This window comes from Listeria aquatica, from assembly GCF_014223975.1.
Classification (GTDB): Bacteria; Bacillota; Bacilli; order Lactobacillales; family Listeriaceae; genus Listeria; species Listeria aquatica.
In genome coordinates, this window is record NZ_JAARRM010000007.1 from 55,191 (window position 1) to 73,025 (window position 17,835).

General features: G+C 37.4%; 24 protein-coding genes and 1 tRNA gene. 7 read left to right on the plus strand and 18 right to left on the minus strand.

Translation table 11 applies throughout. The features are described from left to right. Positions 1-5 precede the first annotated feature (5 nt). The 9 genes from HB912_RS12295 to HB912_RS12335 all read right to left on the minus strand — a co-directional run bounded on the left by HB912_RS12295 (position 6) and on the right by HB912_RS12335 (position 4,962). The gene (locus tag HB912_RS12295; protein ID WP_185374982.1) at positions 6-326 is read right to left on the minus strand and encodes a helix-turn-helix domain-containing protein; all 321 of its coding nucleotides are present in this window, start codon (positions 324-326) and stop codon (positions 6-8) included. Then, on the minus strand, positions 316-477 hold the full coding sequence (locus HB912_RS12300; protein ID WP_185374984.1) for a hypothetical protein: 162 nt from the start codon (positions 475-477) through the stop codon (positions 316-318). The genes HB912_RS12295 and HB912_RS12300 overlap by 11 nt, the downstream gene beginning before the upstream one ends. Then, a complete protein-coding gene (locus HB912_RS12305) occupies positions 470-1,357 on the minus strand; it encodes an ATP-binding protein (RefSeq protein WP_185374986.1) in 888 nt (295 codons plus the stop codon). The genes HB912_RS12300 and HB912_RS12305 overlap by 8 nt, the downstream gene beginning before the upstream one ends. Beyond that, a complete protein-coding gene (locus HB912_RS12310) occupies positions 1,290-2,177 on the minus strand; it encodes a helix-turn-helix domain-containing protein (protein WP_185374987.1) in 888 nt (295 codons plus the stop codon). The genes HB912_RS12305 and HB912_RS12310 overlap by 68 nt, the downstream gene beginning before the upstream one ends. Positions 2,178-2,399: 222 nt before the next feature. Then, positions 2,400-2,621, minus strand: a complete 222-nt coding sequence (locus HB912_RS12315) for a hypothetical protein (protein ID WP_185374988.1) — start codon at positions 2,619-2,621, stop codon at positions 2,400-2,402. Then, a complete protein-coding gene (locus HB912_RS12320; protein ID WP_185374989.1) occupies positions 2,611-3,144 on the minus strand; it encodes a hypothetical protein in 534 nt (177 codons plus the stop codon). Before HB912_RS12320 ends, HB912_RS12315 begins: the two co-directional genes overlap by 11 nt. Then, positions 3,141-3,725, minus strand: coding sequence for a hypothetical protein (locus HB912_RS12325; RefSeq protein ID WP_185374990.1), 585 nt, complete (start codon positions 3,723-3,725; stop codon positions 3,141-3,143). Before HB912_RS12325 ends, HB912_RS12320 begins: the two co-directional genes overlap by 4 nt. A 233-nt stretch (positions 3,726-3,958) precedes the next feature. Further along, on the minus strand, positions 3,959-4,219 hold the full coding sequence (locus tag HB912_RS12330) for a hypothetical protein (RefSeq protein ID WP_185374991.1): 261 nt from the start codon (positions 4,217-4,219) through the stop codon (positions 3,959-3,961). 32 nt (positions 4,220-4,251) lie between these two features. Next, a complete protein-coding gene (locus tag HB912_RS12335) occupies positions 4,252-4,962 on the minus strand; it encodes an ORF6C domain-containing protein (RefSeq protein WP_185374992.1) in 711 nt (236 codons plus the stop codon). Positions 4,963-5,032: 70 nt separating this feature from the next. On the opposite strand from HB912_RS12335, the gene HB912_RS12340 reads away from it, so the two are divergent. Beyond that, complete coding sequence (locus tag HB912_RS12340) at positions 5,033-5,533, plus strand: hypothetical protein (RefSeq protein ID WP_185374993.1); 501 nt, start codon at positions 5,033-5,035, stop codon at positions 5,531-5,533. On the opposite strand, the gene HB912_RS12345 is transcribed toward HB912_RS12340, so the two are convergent. Together HB912_RS12345 and HB912_RS12350 are read right to left on the minus strand one after the other, a co-directional pair. Further along, complete coding sequence (locus HB912_RS12345; protein WP_185374994.1) at positions 5,511-5,726, minus strand: hypothetical protein; 216 nt, start codon at positions 5,724-5,726, stop codon at positions 5,511-5,513. The genes HB912_RS12340 and HB912_RS12345 overlap by 23 nt on opposite strands. A 37-nt stretch (positions 5,727-5,763) precedes the next feature. Beyond that, positions 5,764-5,982: an XRE family transcriptional regulator gene (locus HB912_RS12350; RefSeq protein ID WP_185374996.1), complete on the minus strand. Its 219-nt coding sequence runs from the start codon at positions 5,980-5,982 to the stop codon at positions 5,764-5,766. Positions 5,983-6,154: 172 nt separating this feature from the next. Between HB912_RS12350 and HB912_RS12355 the strand changes: the two genes are divergently transcribed. The 6 genes from HB912_RS12355 to HB912_RS12380 all read left to right on the plus strand — a co-directional run bounded on the left by HB912_RS12355 (position 6,155) and on the right by HB912_RS12380 (position 9,670). Then, positions 6,155-6,892, plus strand: a complete 738-nt coding sequence (locus tag HB912_RS12355) for a helix-turn-helix domain-containing protein (protein ID WP_185374998.1) — start codon at positions 6,155-6,157, stop codon at positions 6,890-6,892. A 24-nt stretch (positions 6,893-6,916) separates the two neighbouring features. Continuing rightward, positions 6,917-7,477: a hypothetical protein gene (locus HB912_RS12360; RefSeq protein ID WP_185375000.1), complete on the plus strand. Its 561-nt coding sequence runs from the start codon at positions 6,917-6,919 to the stop codon at positions 7,475-7,477. Positions 7,478-7,541: 64 nt separating this feature from the next. Beyond that, positions 7,542-7,844, plus strand: a complete 303-nt coding sequence (locus tag HB912_RS12365; RefSeq protein WP_185375002.1) for a hypothetical protein — start codon at positions 7,542-7,544, stop codon at positions 7,842-7,844. Positions 7,845-7,879: 35 nt separating this feature from the next. Continuing rightward, positions 7,880-8,191: a hypothetical protein gene (locus tag HB912_RS12370; RefSeq protein WP_185375004.1), complete on the plus strand. Its 312-nt coding sequence runs from the start codon at positions 7,880-7,882 to the stop codon at positions 8,189-8,191. Positions 8,192-8,247: 56 nt separating this feature from the next. Beyond that, entirely contained in the window at positions 8,248-9,426 is a 1,179-nt protein-coding gene (locus HB912_RS12375; protein ID WP_185375006.1) for a tyrosine-type recombinase/integrase, read from the plus strand. Between the two features lie 172 nt (positions 9,427-9,598). Continuing rightward, positions 9,599-9,670, plus strand: a tRNA-Arg gene (locus tag HB912_RS12380). Positions 9,671-9,880: 210 nt separating this feature from the next. On the opposite strand, the gene HB912_RS12385 is transcribed toward HB912_RS12380, so the two are convergent. The 7 genes from HB912_RS12385 to HB912_RS12415 all read right to left on the minus strand — a co-directional run bounded on the left by HB912_RS12385 (position 9,881) and on the right by HB912_RS12415 (position 17,761). After that, a complete protein-coding gene (locus HB912_RS12385; protein ID WP_185375008.1) occupies positions 9,881-10,420 on the minus strand; it encodes a DUF1697 domain-containing protein in 540 nt (179 codons plus the stop codon). Positions 10,421-10,576: 156 nt separating this feature from the next. Then, the gene (locus HB912_RS12390) at positions 10,577-11,005 is read right to left on the minus strand and encodes an arsenate reductase/protein-tyrosine-phosphatase family protein (protein ID WP_185375010.1); all 429 of its coding nucleotides are present in this window, start codon (positions 11,003-11,005) and stop codon (positions 10,577-10,579) included. Positions 11,006-11,134: 129 nt separating this feature from the next. After that, positions 11,135-12,223, minus strand: coding sequence for a DUF871 domain-containing protein (locus HB912_RS12395; RefSeq protein WP_185375012.1), 1,089 nt, complete (start codon positions 12,221-12,223; stop codon positions 11,135-11,137). A gap of 59 nt (positions 12,224-12,282) precedes the next feature. Then, positions 12,283-12,597: a PTS sugar transporter subunit IIB gene (locus HB912_RS12400; protein WP_185375014.1), complete on the minus strand. Its 315-nt coding sequence runs from the start codon at positions 12,595-12,597 to the stop codon at positions 12,283-12,285. 142 nt (positions 12,598-12,739) lie between these two features. Continuing rightward, positions 12,740-15,418 carry a sigma-54-dependent transcriptional regulator gene (locus HB912_RS12405; RefSeq protein ID WP_185375016.1) on the minus strand — a complete coding sequence of 893 codons (2,679 nt, stop codon included), beginning with the start codon at positions 15,416-15,418 and terminating at the stop codon, positions 12,740-12,742. Between the two features lie 93 nt (positions 15,419-15,511). Further along, the gene (locus tag HB912_RS12410) at positions 15,512-16,678 is read right to left on the minus strand and encodes a DEAD/DEAH box helicase (protein WP_185375018.1); all 1,167 of its coding nucleotides are present in this window, start codon (positions 16,676-16,678) and stop codon (positions 15,512-15,514) included. 93 nt (positions 16,679-16,771) lie between these two features. Continuing rightward, a complete protein-coding gene (locus HB912_RS12415; RefSeq protein ID WP_185375019.1) occupies positions 16,772-17,761 on the minus strand; it encodes a Gfo/Idh/MocA family protein in 990 nt (329 codons plus the stop codon). Between the last annotated feature and the right edge of the window lie 74 nt (positions 17,762-17,835).

The window sequence follows — 17,835 nt, forward strand, 5'->3', positions numbered from 1 at the left end:
CTTGCTTACATATATCTTTTTAATTGTTTCTCAATCGTTGCTAAAGAGGATAATGTTTGATTGGTTAAATTAGCGCATTCTGCAGCTATTTCATGCACAGCCTCTTGATTCATAATAGGTTCAATATATGCATCCCGCCCTAACAGATAATCCATCGACACATGAAAGTAATCCGCTACTTTGACAACATTATCAACAGAGGGAGTGTGGGCATCCCATCTATAAAGGGCATTAAAAGATAAACCTATTTCACTAGATAAATCATTCAATGTTATTCCTTTACGGCTACATAAATATTTAATCTTTACGAGCATCTTAATTTCCATCCTTCCTTGCTAAATCCTCTTTTGCTTGATCTGCTGTTTCTCGCATTCGTTTGTTATGCTCTTGTAAATCAAAAGAGGTGTCCACACCAATTTCTATGATTTTCCCAAATTTTGTGTTTCTCTCACTGATGATGTAAAAAGGTTCATCCATCTGTGACATCTCCTACATTCATTTTTTGATCTCTATGGTCCTGTGTCTGTGAAAAGTCTAAGGCTAGATGTTTACCTTTAAGACGTGAAACCAATTTTTTATCATAAATCGTCTCTAACTCATCAAAAGTTAAGTTTGTTGTAATAATCGTGCTTTTTTTTAAACGTTCATTCGAAATCGCATAGAGGACACGATGCACAAAATCACTTGCTTGATTTTCTTTGCCAATGCGTCCACTTTCTGCCCCAAGATCGTCAAGCACTAAAATATCAGGAGACGCACACCGCTCGATATAGCTGCTCTCTGTTTCTCCTCCAAACCCGTTATTTGAAAAAGTTCTGCGAATATCCTGCATGAGTTTGCTTGTATTCACGAAAAGGCATGTAAATTTCCCGCTTGATAGTTCGTTAATGGTTCGAATGGCTGCAACTGCTAAATGCGTTTTTCCTGTACCTGGTTCTCCGTAAAGCCATGTATTAAACGTTTGCCCCTCTTGATAGGCTTTGGATACCTGAATCATTTTTTGCTTATTATGTGCCGCCTCCGTGCCTTTTTCAGCGTAATAGTTTTTAAAGCCTGCTTGTTTCAAATTATCATCTTCAAAAAGGCTGTTTTGCAAAAGGGTATCTAATCGCTTTTGCTTTTGTATTTCCTTCGCTTTATGTTTAAGCTCAGTGCTTAATTGTTTATTATCGGCTTCACGCTTGCAAATGGGACAAAGCTCTTCACCATCCACACACATCATCTGCACTGTCTTGCCCCTGTGCACATCACTTTCACAATATTTATCTAGCATAGAGAAGCGTACTGGATTAGCCGTAGATGCTTGAAGGTCTTTGTTTTTTTGAATTTCGCCCATCACATCTTTCACTCGTTCCATTTTTCCTAGCTCCTCTCTTTGCGCTATTCTTTTTTTGTTGTTCATAGGCAACAGCAGCAGCAAGTTCCGTTATATTCGCTTGTGACCATTCTTTTAAAATGTCTTGTATAAGTGGATAACCTCGAGCACCTCGCATGCCAGCGTGATAGATCGCAAAATTAACAAGCGGTCTGTTTGTGTCTTCTTCCCAAGCGATTAAATCTTGCACCTGATAGGGACTTAATTGGCATACATTCCCCAAGCAGTTTGTGATGCAATCTTGAAATAAATCAATGGGAATTGCTTCTGCTGCCTGCTTGTTTGCATCAGACAGCTCACTATATAACTGATTATATCTATTTTCAGCAGCAGCACTATTATTATTTATATTGTTACTTTTAAGACTGTTACTAGTAAGACTGTTACTTATACTGTACTGGTTTTCTGACTGCAGATTATCCGACTGCGGAAAACCTGACTGCGGTTTTTCTGACTGCGGGTTATCCGTAGTTTTAAAATCCGACTGTGGGGTTACTTCATTCAAAATGTGATAAATATTTTGTTGCTGTTGTCCTTTTTCGTTTTTCGTTTGCGTGACTTTGATATATCCTTTTTCTATTAATAATTTACGATGTTTATAAAAGCGCTCACGGCTTATGTTTAACTCTGCCAATATGAGTTCTACGCTTGGAAATGCAGTTTGACCCGCACCAGCAAAACTACATAAATACGAATAAATGGCTTTTGCCTCTATGCTTAACGCCTGATCCCGCATGACTGCTTTTGCAATCATGCCGAATCCTTGTTTATAGATACCTTCATAAAAAACTTGATCTTGCATTTAAATGCCTCCTTGCCCTACGCTTGTAAAGCTCAAAAGAAAGGCTTATAAGCGTAATTTCTAGTGCAATTTGTGCCAAACGACTTTCTATTTCCATTTGCTTGCAACGATTATGAAGTCTTAGCAAAGTACATGTATCTAAGTCTCTTATCGCCTTCATGCTAGCCTCAAATGTTTCTTGTATTTTAGAGGGTGCTTCACGAAGTATTAAATAGGGACATTTCATAAGGTCGCTTCCTCCTTTTTGTACGCTTCTAGTTCAGATTCTGCGAGTTGGATAATTTCTGTTATAAAGCTCCCAGCTGCTTTGTTTTCCCTTTGATAATTCTTTAATATTTGAATGAAGCAGGTTAACGCTTGTTTGCTCATTGTCAAAATGATTGTTTGAATTTGTCTAAAACTTTCTGATTCACGAATAATTGTCATCGCCTCTTTAGTTGGCAATAGAAACACCTCCCATCAGCTTCGCAAAATCTTGAACGGAACTCGAAACTTCCTTAGACTGATAAAATAATTTGCCAATGATCATGGTTCTTGTTACGAATCTACGCACTTCGTTGTTTTGATAGTTCCATAGAAAGGCAGCCGCTTCCCTTTTAATTGGCTCATCGCCTTCACCAATCAGCTCATGAATCATTTTTTGCGTGTAAAAGTAAGCCTTTTCTTTCTCACTCTCTCCGCTATATAACTTTTCTATTGGAAAAAGCGTTTCAAACTGTTGCGGAGTTAAACGGTCTATCCCTTGATGTATAGCAGATAACAGATTTAAAAGTCCTTCTAAAAATCGCTTATCTTGTTGCATTTCCCTTACTAACGTTTGTATAGGAAAATAGGCAATACACCGGATGCTATGAAAAACAAATTTTTCTTGTGTCTCCTCGGCTTTGGACAATCTACCTCTCTCATGAAACCCTAGTTTTCTTAATGAGCGAACACTTGCAAGGAACTGATCTATTTCTTTAGTCATTGCAGCCCCTCCTCATCAGATGTACTTTTTCGAAAATCATTTAACTGGTTTTCGATAAAATCCGAAATGCCTATTTTTTCAGCTAGCCGACTCACAGAGCGATTTAAATAATCTTCATACTTCGCATAAGGATCCATGTAATCAGGTTCTAAATGCTCATCAAACTTCATAGTTTCTATAATTTCAAAGAATTCTTTGCTACTTAAAAACTCCAATAAAAGAAGCTCACTTAACTGTTTATCCTCAAGTAACCGATGCATAAACTGATAGAATTCTTTTCTGTAGGTTTCCTCACGTTGAAATTGTTTATTCGCTTTAATGGTGGTAAAAAATAGTTGAACAAGCTCATATTCGGTATTCATATAGAGAACCTGTTGAATGTTAGTAATTTCATGGCTCACAACATCTAACATTTCCGCTAAATATTGTTCTCTACTAATGGTTGTCCATCTAGTTTCCACTTTTCCTGTTTGTTCATTGAGTGCTGTTGTTCCTAATTGGTAAGGCGGCTTTGTCTCTTTACTATCCGAAATAAGTTCTTGTAACTCCTCTAACTTGACATAAGCTTGAAATCCATCCATGCTAAAACCTCCAAAATTGAAATGTACTTGCTTTTTTGAAGGGAATACCATACACTATAGGTGTGTATATTTGGGATATGGTATTCCCTCACTGCTCACGTTGGCGCGTGAGCTTATTTTTTTGATGCTCTGCCTACTTCCATAACCAGCTAAATAGCAACCCATAATGACAACTGAAATAAAGAATGCGAGTGTGATTAGATGTAGCATGTATTTCCCTCCTCACTTTTTAACTATTGATAATCCTTTATGTTTCTCAAAAATTCATGTGCTTCTTCTGCTAAAAAATTCCATTGTCCTTTAAATTGAAACGCCACGCCACGAGGCTCTAAATGAGGAACACAGTGCATTTTTACCCATTCATCACTATGCCCCGCCTCTTTCGCCATCCGTTTCATACTCCAAATGGTTCCTATTCTTGATCTTTCTTGAATCTCCTCTAATAGTTGCTTTTCTATACGTTTTTCCAGTGCTTCAACATCAATAAGTGACATGTTTTCACGTCCCTTTGCCCATTTTTTAATTATTAAAATAAATTTTCTTGTTGATTTAAGTTTTTTATTTCCAGTCTTACACTTGTTTCAGGTAACCACATGTTTAAAAAATCCATACCTGCTTCGAAATCTTTTTTCGAAAGATCCCCATAGCGCGGAATCAGAAACTGCTTTTTGAAGTCTCGCCACATTTGAGAAAAGACTTTTTTAGAGATCGCTTCATAGGCTTTGGATTGGTAGCCCCCTAAAACGGATAAAGCTCGTTTTTTCCCTGTTTCTTTTAAGGTGTATTGCTGATTCCCATCGATTCGCATGGTATCTTTGAGCATAGCCACATCCGTTTTAACAGCTTGCATCTCCTGTAACTGGTGAATCATCATTTGTTCAATGCTCATAGGTTGATTGTTCTGATTGAAATAGGATTCTTCCAGTTGGTCATACATATCCCAAGCTCGTTCCGTTCCCAACATTTTTGAATGGCGGGAGGCTCCGCGCTTCGTCCATAGATAAAGCTGTCTGGCGTTTTTTCCAACAGGGTAGAAATTTTCTACGCTGTTCTTAAATTGGGCTAACTCTTCGCCTTCGAGATAGTAATAATGCTTGCCTTTTATAAATTTATCCTTGTTGTTATTAAAATTTTGTTTGATGGCATATTCGGGACAACCATAAAAGTCAGCAAGTTGTTCGGTCGTTAATACACGTTCGTCGTCCTTTTCAATGGTATCTGGCATGATTTGGTACATTTTCTCCCTCCTAAAAATAGTTATTTTCCTTTCCAATCTGATATACTAATTGTGATTGGAGGTGAAACATGTGAATAGAGTTGAATTATCTATGTTTGAATATGCCGTTTTTGTTTTTAATGAACTGGTTAGTTCTCAACAACGAAATGACTTTAAGCCCTTTACGATTATTTGGAAATCAAATGTTGGGTTTGTAACAGCTAGAACTGTCTACTATAAAAACGATCTTTATCCTGTTTTAAATCAAACTATTAAATCTGATTTTATAACTTATGATTTATTCAAACCTGAAAAAGAAAAGTATGATGTGTTTTCTATGGTTAGACATACAGTCTATGATTACTTCGATGCGACTTATTCCCCGGAACGTTTTTCTATAATCGATCGACCAGATATCTTAATGGAAAAGTTAGTCGAACTTTCAAAAATTGAGTATGATTCAAATGTATTAACTCCTTCTTACTCAACTGTCTGGAACGTTGAAACCATTGACGCAAAACTATCTTTCCCGTTCATAGACAATAACATTTTACAAATTACTCAGCCTGTTACTTTAATCTCAAAAAATTAGACTCATATTTGATTAAGTTATAGGCATATTGAAGACTTGCGTACGCCTGATCAAGCGTCAGGTCTTCTTTTTTTAGAAGTTCCACTAAATCTGTTCCGATCTGATCAACTTCTCTTCCGAATAAACCTTTTACCATTTCGTTTTCACGTTTGAATTTTTCTAAATATAAAGCTCTTTTAGTTTCTCTTTCCATCTCGCACCTCCTGAATAAATCTCAATTTTGTATCTTTTCAAGATACAACAAGGTTAAAAAAAATATCATTTATATCTTCAGCAGATAATTTATAGCGTTCTTTAATCTTTTTTATTTCTGTCTGTGTGAACTCAGAACCATTTTTTTCATTTATTTTGCTAGAAAACGTTTGTGGGCTAATTCCTAAAAATAATGATAGTGAATTTTGTGTATCATTATTAAGAACTATTATAGATTTCAGTTTCCCTTTATCCATCTCCCATCACCTCCTTTTGTATCTTTTTAAGATACTTTTATTCTACCACAATTTTATTATCTGTCAACGTTTTTTGTATCTTTTTATTAAACTTTTTAAAAACATCTTGAATACTATTAAATAATATGTTACTTTTAAGATACAAAATTGTGAAAGGTGGTGAATAAATCATATGGAAACAATGGGTGATAGAATTAAACGCCTTAGAATAGAAATGGGGTTGACACAAGAAGAACTAGGCAAAAGAGTTGGCTTAAAAAGAGCTGCAATAAATAAGTATGAAAAAGGTAATGTAGAAAATATGAAACGGTCCATCGTTGAAAAAATGTCTTCCTTATTCAGCGTATCACCATCATATCTAATGGCGTTAGATGAATCAAACAGTGAAAAAAATACCATATTTCAATTATATAATAAATTAGAAAAAACTCGTCAAGAACGTGTTTACAGATACACTGAACAACAATTGCACGAACAGGAAAATGAAAAAGTGAGCCAAGCAAATTTTAATGGTAATGATAATGATATAGATGTCGCAGGTAAAGTTGCTGCTGGATTAGGAACCCAAAATTTTGATAAAACACAACCCTTATTTACTATTCGAATGAATAAAGAGGACATTCCAAGTGATTATGACCTAGCTCTTCAAGTTACAGGTGACAGCATGGAACCCACTTTTGAAGATGGAGAAATCATTTTTGTGAAAGAACAAGACGAATTTCAAAATGGTATGATTGCTGCTGTTGAAATCAATGAAGAAGCATTTATAAAAAAAATCTATAAAGAAGAAAGTAGAATTCGGCTTGTCTCTCTAAATCGAGATACTGATAAAAATGGAAATCGATTATACCCTGACTTTTATGCTGATGAGAAAGATGAACTTTATTTAATTGGAAGAGTTGTACTCTAATAATTTTAGAAAGAGGGAGAAGAGATGAAAAAGCCATTTTACAAACGTTGGTCATTTTGGGTTATAGTTGTTTTAGCACTTGGTATAATTGGTATGTTTACAGACAATAAGGAAAATAAAACAGCTAAGAATGATAGTGTGAAAGCGGAAGAAAAAGCTAAAAAAGAAACTCCTAAAAAAGTTAAAGAAGCAAATGAAGTTGAGAAAGGGAAAAAAGAAGAAAAATTAAAATCTAAAATAAATTTAACTGGAGATTACCAATTTAGCGGTATGGCAAACATTAAGCCAACAAAAGCAACAATAAAGAACAAACAGATAACCTTCACTTTTGACTGGAGAAATGACGATGGTATTGCTGATGAAAGAAGCTTTGAAGGTAGCGGTGTTACTATTATAGCGTATCAAAACGGAAAAGAATTAAAGCAACTAGATGAGAAACTCAGTGGTGATTCACAACGCATTAAAAAGAATACTACCCTAGAAATAAATTATAAATACAAGCTTATTGGTACAACACCTATTACTATTGAGATGCTACCCTTAGAAGGAACAACACAAAAATTTACTTTTAAATTAACTGCTTAAGATTAGCCTCTTGGCTTTTCTTTTTAAGAAAACACAGAACATACATTCTTAAGGAGGTTTTAAAATGAAATTTAAAGATTGTACTAATAAAATTTCTAAGGAAAATTTACAGGTGCTTCACTCTATCACACCATCTGCCAGCATTAATTTTTTTGCATTTAAAAAATATGAGGTTATGCGTAGTATTGATGTTAGGCAAAATATTATACACCTATCTATATCAAACACCGAAGAAAAAAATATTTCAGACTTTATATTAAGATTAGCTATAAAAGAACTAACTAACGGATTAACAAAAGATGATTTTCAAATTTATGCCTCTTCTGTATCTGATATTGTCCATCTACATCACGAAAAAGGGGCATAAGTGAAATGTAAAATATATTTTAAGGAGGTGGTATGATGACAATTAAAGAGTTCGATATTTTTTTAGATAAAAATTTACTAGCTAAACAAGCATTTATTAAAGCTGCTTTAGAATATCAACAAGCAAAGAACAAGCGTCGTCCAGCAAAGAAAAGATGGGTCGATGAAAAAATAGAGAAAGCTACAGAAAGAATGTGGAATGACTTTGTAAAAGGAGCCTATGAAAAAATCTCTCCTAATATATCCAAACAAGCATTAAATCCTCATAAAGAATGGATTCAGTTTATAGAAAAAAATGAAGTTCTTGAGGGATTAGAACAATCTATTTATGAAATAGAATTTGAATAAAACGAATATTGCCCACTTTATTATTCACGTCCCTTTGCCCGGAAGGAATGATAAAAATGGCGGTAAGTGTAAATTATGATGAAAAAAGGAAAAAATATGTGTGGCGGGCCCGTGCAAGTATCAACGGAAAACAAAAGGAGCGTTCAGGTGCTTGTAAATTGAAACGAGAGGCGCAAGATGCTGGTAACAAGGCTTATAATGAATTAGTGCGCCAAGAAAAAGCATCTATAGTTTATGACAATAACTTGACTATCAAAGACTCTATCAAAGAATGGCTTTATGAATATAAGCATGGCACTATTAGCGTGAAGACAGAAAAGATATATCGTGGTCATATAAAAAACCATATCATCCCCCATCTAGGAAATTTTAAAGTTACAAAATTAAATCGAATAACTTATCAAAAATTTATTAATAAACTTGTTGAACAAGGATACTCAAAAAAAACCATTCGTTTGATAAATGCTATAATGTGTAACTTTCTTGATTTTATGATACATGAAATGCGTATGATTGATTATAATTGTGCTTCAAAAATCAAAATAAAAACAGATGAGACAAATAAGCAAGAAGACGAAAAAAACATGTTCTATACAGACGATGAAATCAAACTGATTTTTGAGTATAGTCGTAAATTAATAAAAAACACTCGCAATGAAGTATGTGCTGATTTCATTGAGGTATTGTTGTATACAGGGCTTCGTGTCAGTGAACTGCTAGCTATTCAAGAAGAAGACTATGATGCTAAATCAGGGACTATATCTATCAATAAACAACTATCACCTGATCATCAAATCAATAATCCAATCTTTACACCACTTAAAACAGAAGATTCATATCGTGAAGTCATTTTAGATAGTAGAACAAAAAAAATAATCCAAAAAAGATTACTAATAAATAAAAAAGAAAAGCTTCGTCTTCCACCAAATATCATTCAACACGATTTTATATTTTCTTGTAGCGGATCAACAATAGGTAGAAGCGCAGTGCGACGATACATTCATAAAATTTGCAAAGCATCAGGGGTTCGCTATCATGAAAAACACGCAATTCATGCTTTCAGACATACTCACATTAAACAATTGGTAGAGGCTGGGGTTCCTCAAGTAGTTATTCAAAAAAGAATTGGACATTCTAAGAATTCCGCAATAACTGCGCATTATATGCATACAGACAACAAAATGAATGAATTGGCATCTAAAAATTACGAGAAATTAATTTCCGATAGATTTTAGGGGGTGGAATTAGGGGAAGTTTCGAAAGAACTCCTAGAACCATTGGGAGACTAGGAGTTCTGAAACTATGCCCTAAAACGTTGATTTAGCGGTCTTTTATTTGAAAAAAATGGGTAATTTTGCTAGAATAAGGTCATTGGGCTTCTTTTTGCCCGAAACGTTCATTCATCTTGTCCCCTTAGTAAAATGGATATTACAAGACCCTCCTAAGGTTTAGTTGTAGGTTCGATTCCTACAGGGGACGTTTATTTTAAAGTTCTAATAGATGGCGCGAGAACGAGTTTCGATTTTTATCGAGCTCGTTTTTTGTTATTTGGGGCTGAAATGGGGCTGAGGCTTCGGATTTTAATTCTTAACATTATGTAGCATTACACAGCGTTACACAAAAATAGCCAAAAAAGCGGTCTTATTTTATTCATCTACATTTTTTAGTCTTTAAGACAAGCTTTTCTTATCACATTTCCGATATTCTTCTAACCGTATTCGCTGTACGAATAGTGATCTTATTTTTTACATTCGAGTTGGCAGTTTTTGACCACCAATTTGTTTTCTGATAGTCTTTTCGACTGAATGACCAGAAAACAACATTTTTATAATGATGTATTTTCTCAAACTCGACTTTAGGACTCCCCATTTCCTCGTAAAACGCCTCATAAACTAAAGGGAACAAGAGAAAAATCAAATTGTCGTAGATGGCCTTATCCGCATTTCCCCACCAATCAGGCGCATTTTCAATAATTTCCTTTAGTTCTTCTTGTAAAAGGACATGAACAGGTAATTCTAAGTTAAACTTATTTTTAATCATTGATTTTATATTTTTAGCAAGTACTAGTGTGTCTTCAAGTCTACTGGAAAAAATCACATTTCCACTATTTAGATGCGTTGTAACCTCAACAAAGTCAAGTTCCTCAAATCCTGTTTTTAATTCCGTCATGACTATTTTATTTTTGCCACTTACATTGATTCCTCGCAGCAAAGCGATATACCTTTTCACATCATTTCCCTCCTTGAGGTTAAACGATCTTAAGTTAAAACGAATTCTACGTTCCATTTGTAGGATATGTAAAATTAAAAATAGCTCCATTCTATTCTATCATATCAAAGAAACTCGAAAGCTTTTTTCAGCACTCAGTAGTAAAGAATCCTAAGATTAGTTTCTAACCTTAGGATTCTCATAATCAATCTTGCCCGTTTCGATTCGTCTTTTTAAATCTAAAACTTTTTTCTCGATTGTTTTTGCAGTCCTTTTGAACTCTGTTTGACTCTTACCCGTAGGATCGTCAAGTCCCCAGTCCTCGCGGTGACTACATTTGACTTGCGGACATTGCACATTACACCCCATTGTAATCACGATATCTACTTCTCGCATGGCTTCTAATGTTTTTGACCTTTGCTGTGACATATCAAATTGATATAGATCATAAATCGTTCGTACGGCATCTTCGTTGATTTTAGGGACACTTTCGGTTCCTGCGGAAAAGCTTTCAAAAGTCTCACTTGCTAGCCATTTCCCGAGTGCTTCTGCCATTTGACTACGGCAAGAGTTGTGCACACAAATAAATCCAACTTTAGGCTTCATATTTCTCCTCCTTAAAAAAATCGCTTTGTTAACCCAAAAACAAGCACAATGAATGGATAGATGATTGCTAGTGTATCCTATTAAATAAAGCCCGTCTCATTCGCTAAGTAAACAAGACGGGCTTAGGTATCATTTGTTTTTTTCAATCAAACGGAAGTGTTGCCAAGGTTGAATCGTTTCAAGTAAATAACGTTCTTCTGGCACTACCCGTGCTACAACATTCGTATTTCCCGAATTCTCCATCGCTTGAAGCGCGATTTGCATTTCACCCTTATAACGCTCATAGCCATTATTATCAACCGTCACGTCGCCTAATTCAAGCGAAACCGTATCATGGGGTGCGAAATCATACTGCTTGTAATTCACACGTGTCATCGTCGAACGGATAACATATGCAGATACATCGCCACGATTGAAGTGTTTTTGTGTCAAGACGAGCTCTTTTTCAGTATCAGTGGCTTCATCCACAAACTCAACAGAAAGCTCAAGTTCATTGCGATTTAGTTCACTCAAAGCTTTTAATTCCGCTTCAGAAGCAAACATATTTCCAACAATCACATCGTCAATAAGCCCTGTATTCCAAAGATCTTTCGCTTGAACCGCAATGTCCATTCCACGGTGTTCTTCAAGGGTTGGAAGTCCCCCATCTACGACAAACCATGGCCCATATTCTCCTTCATTTGAAGAAACAAAAGCGGCTGTTCGCAAGTTTAAATCTTTAAATTGCTTACTAGTCCGTAAGAATTGTTCACGTGATAAAGCCGTGTAGCGACGTGGATAGAAATTATGGCAACCAATGATATTCGCTCGATTGGCTTCATAACTCAAAATGTTATTCACATAACTTGTTCCGTTACTAATGTTTAGTTCAATCATCAAATCATTATCATCAAATGACATTTCCGCTTCTTCAGAACCTGAGAAGCCAAGATCTAATCGAAGTCCAGCAAGACCGATTTCTTTAAAACGATCAAGTTCTTTATAGGTGATATTAAGAGATTCAAAAACCGTTGGATCTACATCAGCAATCACTTCAAATCCAAGTTCATTCGCACGCTTACAAATTTTTTCAAGCTTCGCAAATTCTTCTTTATCATTTGCTGAGATTAAACACGTAAAAATACGACTAAAACCATATTTTGCTGCCATTTCCACATAATTTAACGAGTCCTCAAGTGGTACATGTTGCGGAAAAACCGAAATTCCTAATTTTCTCATAACCTAAAAATCCTCTCTTTGAACGTTTTTTAAACACAAGTTTGAGTGCTACGCAACTCTTAATCCCTTTCTTCCATCATCGCATATGCTTGATTCAAAACATTTTTGCCATCCATCGTCCCATAATCAATCGCATCAATAATTTCGACGGGAATCTCACATGAACCAAATTTGCGCTTAAGTCCTTTTGCTAAAAAGCGCACTTGCGGGGCAAGCAAAACTACATCAACCTCTGAAACGTACTTCGAAACATCTGCTTCAGCAACGGCAAGAACCTCTGCATCCAGTTTTTGTAACGCAATTTCTTCCTGCATTTTTTGCACGAGCAAACTCGACGACATGCCGGCAGAGCAAATTAACATAATTTTTTTCACGCTTTTTTACCTCCAACAATGATGATTCACTGTTCATTTCATATTAAATGCAAGTTTTATGCCAATGAAAACAGCGTCACACCAGGTTTTTAGATTCTTTTTACAAGAAGGTGAAGTGTGTAGAAGCTACACACTTCACAGTTTAAGCTTCTACTCGATTAGCGAGCATCATTTGTGTTAAATACGCGATTTCAGATTGCGGAACCGTAATTTGATATTCACGTTCCACATTTTCCATCATTTGTTGTGTCACTTGCATTTCCACCAAGTGCTTTTTAGCAAATTCGTTCAAGTCAGGAAATTCCCGGTCAACTGCTCCAAGACGCATCCGCTCAATCAAGAACGCCATGTGTAAAATCATCCCAATATCAACGCCTGGTTCAAGAATCAAATTCAATTGAATTTGTAGTTCCGAAATCAGCTTCCGCAAAAAGTAAACCAAATCCTCTACAGAATCAACTGCTTTAAGATTCCCCGAAAGAGAAGCAATCAATTTTTCATAAGGGACTTCATCACTGATAATTCGTTTCGCAATATCCAAGCCGTCATCAGAAAAGACTTCTAACGCACTGAAAAACGGGATATCCTGATATTCAAACTCAACAGAACCCATAATTGCTAGAATATGGAATTCCTCTTTCAATTGATCGATCCGTTCACGGAAAGCATCCTTATGCAAGAATTGTAAAATGATAATCTCCACTTTACTTTCATCAATAATCGGGGCAATTCGTTTCCGCAGCTGTTCTGCAACGCCTTCACCCGTAAAACAAGTCAAAACAACCGCATTTTTAACCGGCTTAGCGCGTAGCGCATGCGCTTTATATTTATTTTCAAATAGCTGCTGACAGCTTTGATAAATATCCTCTAACCCCCGACCAAGTGAAGCTTTTCGAATTGCTTCTAAAACAACTGGCGTGCTCGTCATCGTCACTGTTTTTGTCCGAATCCCGAGTTCTTCCACCAACATATTTCCAAAAGAAGCAAGAGAACCCATGTCGGATAAAATGAGCAAGCCTTTTTGCGGGTCCAGTTTCAAAACACGATTTTTCACTTTTTCATACATCGTTTTGACATCCATCGTAAGTGGCATATCAATGGCCGTTCCCGTTTCAATACTAAGAAGCTCTTGAACCGTTTCAACCATACTTGTTGCAGTACTTCGACCATGCATCAATACAAGAACTTCCACTTGTGCTTCACTGCTTACAAACATCGAATCCACCACTTCAGCCGTCAAGAACATGGTTAAAAAGCCTATTTCATCAAAGGGAATTTCAATTTGAAGCGCTTGCTCAATCATCGCTGAAAGCTCAATTGCTGCTTGGAATTCCTTCGGATATTTTTTTCGAACGTTATTCAAATCCGGGTGCACAATGTGCTTTTGCTCTCGAATCCGCTCTATTGTACTTTGCAAGTGAAGCGCAAAAGCAAACCTCATCTTATCATTATAACTGCGCTCAAGCCGTTTTTCCGCAACGTGATAAACCGCTTCCGTTAACTCCCAAATAGCAGGATCAATGATTTCTTTCGCAGTCTGTTGCGTAGGAAGTTGCTCCATGTAATCATGAAAGTATTGATCGACATCTACATAAAGTTCTGCCTCAAGCTCACTACCATCTTTCCCTTCTTTGAGCAACTCCTCAGCGCGATCTTGAATCGCTTGATACACATCATCTACTTCTACTACAAGATCTGGACCCGGTTCACTCGCATCAGCAAATTTGAAAATCGTCTTATTCACATCGATTAAACGATTTAGTTTTTCTGGTTCATCCTTCATGTGCAGTAAACCTTTTTGAACATGAATGGGTAAATCATCTTGCTCAATCAAAATATAATTGGCAGCTTTTGTCTTATAATGCAAGAAAGCCTTTGCACAAGCAAGTTTCAAATCTCGTTGCAGTTGCCCCACGTTTGCGCTTGCATGGTAAAGCAAGAACGCAATCAAAGCTTGCCGGTGCACACGAATTGACTGATTGAGTCTCCTTGCTTCCTGCTTCAAAAAGAATTCCACTAACTGATAGCGCTCTTCCATGCTCCGTTCAGCGAGTTGCGGCAAAGTAATCGTCATGGGAATCCGCCGCGTAAATGTTTCAAGTAAAAAATTATCTGGGGATTCCGTTGTCGCACCAATGATCTCGACTTGTGCGCGGTGCACTTTCGAGCTTTCTCCAAGCGGCCGGAACTCTCCCTTATCAATAAACGTAAACAACATTTCTTGCCCTTCTGGCGGCAAGCGATGAATCTCATCTAAGAACAAAATTCCACCATCAGCTTGCGCAAGAAGCCCATCACGTGTTTCTTCCGCACCTGTATAAGCACCTTTTACGACACCAAAAATATGCCCAAATAAAAGTTGCGGGTTTTGAGCGTAATCGGCACAGTTAAAAGAAATAAACGGGGCATCTTGCGGGATCACCGTCGATTCGCGAGCAAATTCATACATGCATTCGGCAAAAAGAGATTTCCCTGTTCCCGTTTTTCCTAAAATTAAAGTGTGTAAACCATTCGGCGGATAAAGAATGGCCGCCTTCGCTTGCTGGATGCTGATCTTCAAACTTTGATCCGACCCGATCAAGCGATCAAAAGCCGTTGCATCCCCTTTTTCGCGTTTTGCTTCAGCAAGCGCATTTTTCAAAGTTTCGTAATAAACAGGTTTTCCTGGAAGCTTCTTGATCTTGTTTTCTTTAAACAAATCGTTCAGATAACGGCTGGCATTGGCACGATCCATGTTGAGTTTACTAGCTACGTCAACCGCAGTCGTTTTTTGATTCAGCTCATCTAAGAAGGCTAAAACTTCCTCTTTTCTACTCGCCATCCTCTTCGCTCCTTTAAACGCTATGCCCCCATTATACACTTTTACACACATAAGTCGCAATAGCCGTTTTTAAGCAAGAAAAAAACCGCCAAATCAGCGGTTTCTCTTCTTCGTATTCTTTGTCACTTTGTTTTCCTTTGCATCTTCCGGAGAAACAAGCTTGCCGCCAAAAAAGCGAACTGCAAGAGCTGACTTTCCGAGCTCCTTCAAATACTGCTTCAGCGACCGAAGCTCCCGTTGGTTTACAAACGACAGCACCGTTCCCGCTTTCCCCATCCGACCCGTTCTTCCTGCCCGATGTGTGTATTCCCTTGCACTTTCCGCAAGATCATATTGAATCACATACGGTAGATCTGGAATATCTAGACCACGTGCCGCAATATCTGTTACTATTAAATACTGTAACTTTCCTGCCTTGAATTCGCGCAATACTTTTTGCCTAGTTTCTTTACGTAAATCCCCATGAATCCCCGCAGCCGAAACGCCATCAAATTGAAGTTTTTCAAGCAAAATATCCATCCGCGGCTTATCGCGCACAAACACAAGCGCTTGCATCCCTTCCACTTGAGCGATCCGCCGTATCAAGCTCGCCTTCTCGCGATTTTCCACTTCCATGTACAGATGCGTTACATTTTCCGTTGCTCGCGATGTCGGCTTCACTTCAATTTCGACGGGATCACGCTCAAATTGCCTGAAAAAATCATCCGGATCTAAAGGACGCGTCGCAGAAGCAAGCACTAACTGCACATCCCGCTTCGCATGGCGGACAATATCCATCGTCATCCGGCTATTTTCTTTTGTTAACAACTGATCTGCCTCATCAAGTGTAACCACCTGCACACTGTGCATCTTCACTTTTTTTCGTTCAATTAATTCTAACAACCGTCCCGGTGAAGCCACAATAATTTGCGGCTTTTTCTTGAGTCGTTCGAGTTGCCTTTTTATGTTAGCCCCGCCAATAATTGGCATCACAGAAATCTTCTTATCCGCGTCTAAAAACAAACGAATCGCATCCGCAATTTGCATCACAAGTTCATGACTTGGCGCGAGAACAAGCCACTGCAGTTCCGGTTTCGCTTCGATTTTTTCAAGAATCGGAAGCGTATAGGCAACCGTCTTCCCCGTTCCAGTTGGCGAAATCGCAAGCGCATCACTTCCCGCTTTAAGCACTCCGTAAAGAGCCGTTTGAATCTCCGTTGGCTTATCAAAACCATTCGCCGTAAAAGCCTTCTGCCAGCGCTCCATTAAATTCTCTTCCATGCGTATACTCCTTTTTCCTTCTATCATTCCATCATCATACCACAAAAAACAAGTCGCTTCACCCCTCTTTCAGGAAAAGCGACCCGAGTTGACTTACTTTTCTGCATCGAAATAAATATCATTTTGATGGCGAAGTTCATTTGAAAGTTTTAAAACCTGCATGCTCAAATCCCGAAGCGCCTCATAAGCACTTTGATCCTTTTTTTCAATAATTTCAGCAAAACGAGCCGCTTCAAACTGCATATCATTTTCAACAATCGGCTCAGCCAGTTCAAGCACTTCTTCGCCGTGATTTCCGTGAAATGACAACTTTTCAATCGAGGTAAGAGGTTCAATCAAAAGCGTGCCTTTTTCACCATAAATCTCACTATTTAAAAATGACGTTGAGTTTTTTCCTTGAATGATTGTGACATTAAAATCCCCATATTCTAAAATAATAGGTCCATTCGCATCAACACCCGTCCGCATTTTCGTTGCAAAGTAATGAGCTGCTTTTGGTTCTCCAAACAGCGCAACCGCAGAATAAAGTGGATAAACACCAAGATCCGTAAGCGAACCTCCTGAAAAATGTAACGAGAAAATATTTGGTTCTTGCCCAGAAAGCACCTGATCATACCGTGAAGAATATTTCATGTAAGCAAGCGTAGCCCCGTGCAATTTACCCACTTTTCCAAGATTTTCCTGTAAAATTTTAAAGTTTGGTTCTTGAATGTGCCGAGCCGCTTCAAATAAAAATACGCCATTTTCTTTCGCAACTTGGTGTGCCTCTGAAAGTTCACGAACCGTTGAAAAAATAGGTTTTTCAACAATCACATGCTTGCCAGACTTCAAAAATTGAAGCGCATGCTCAAAATGCAGGCCATTAGGCGAAGCAATATAAACCCCATCAATCGCATCACTAAGCGCCATACTTTCAATATCTGTAAAAAGTTCTTGTGTCGCTCCATATTTTTTAGCAAAGTCTGCCGCTTTTTCCATCGTTCGTGAGTAAACCGCTCGTAGTTCCCATTCTCCTGAGCGCGTAGCCCCATCAATAAAAGAATCCGTAATCCAATTCGTCCCAACTATTCCAAGTTTTAGCATAATTCGCTCCCCCAATCATTCATTTCCCCTTTAGTATAACCTAAAAAGACTTTTTTTACCCGCAAGAAAAACGG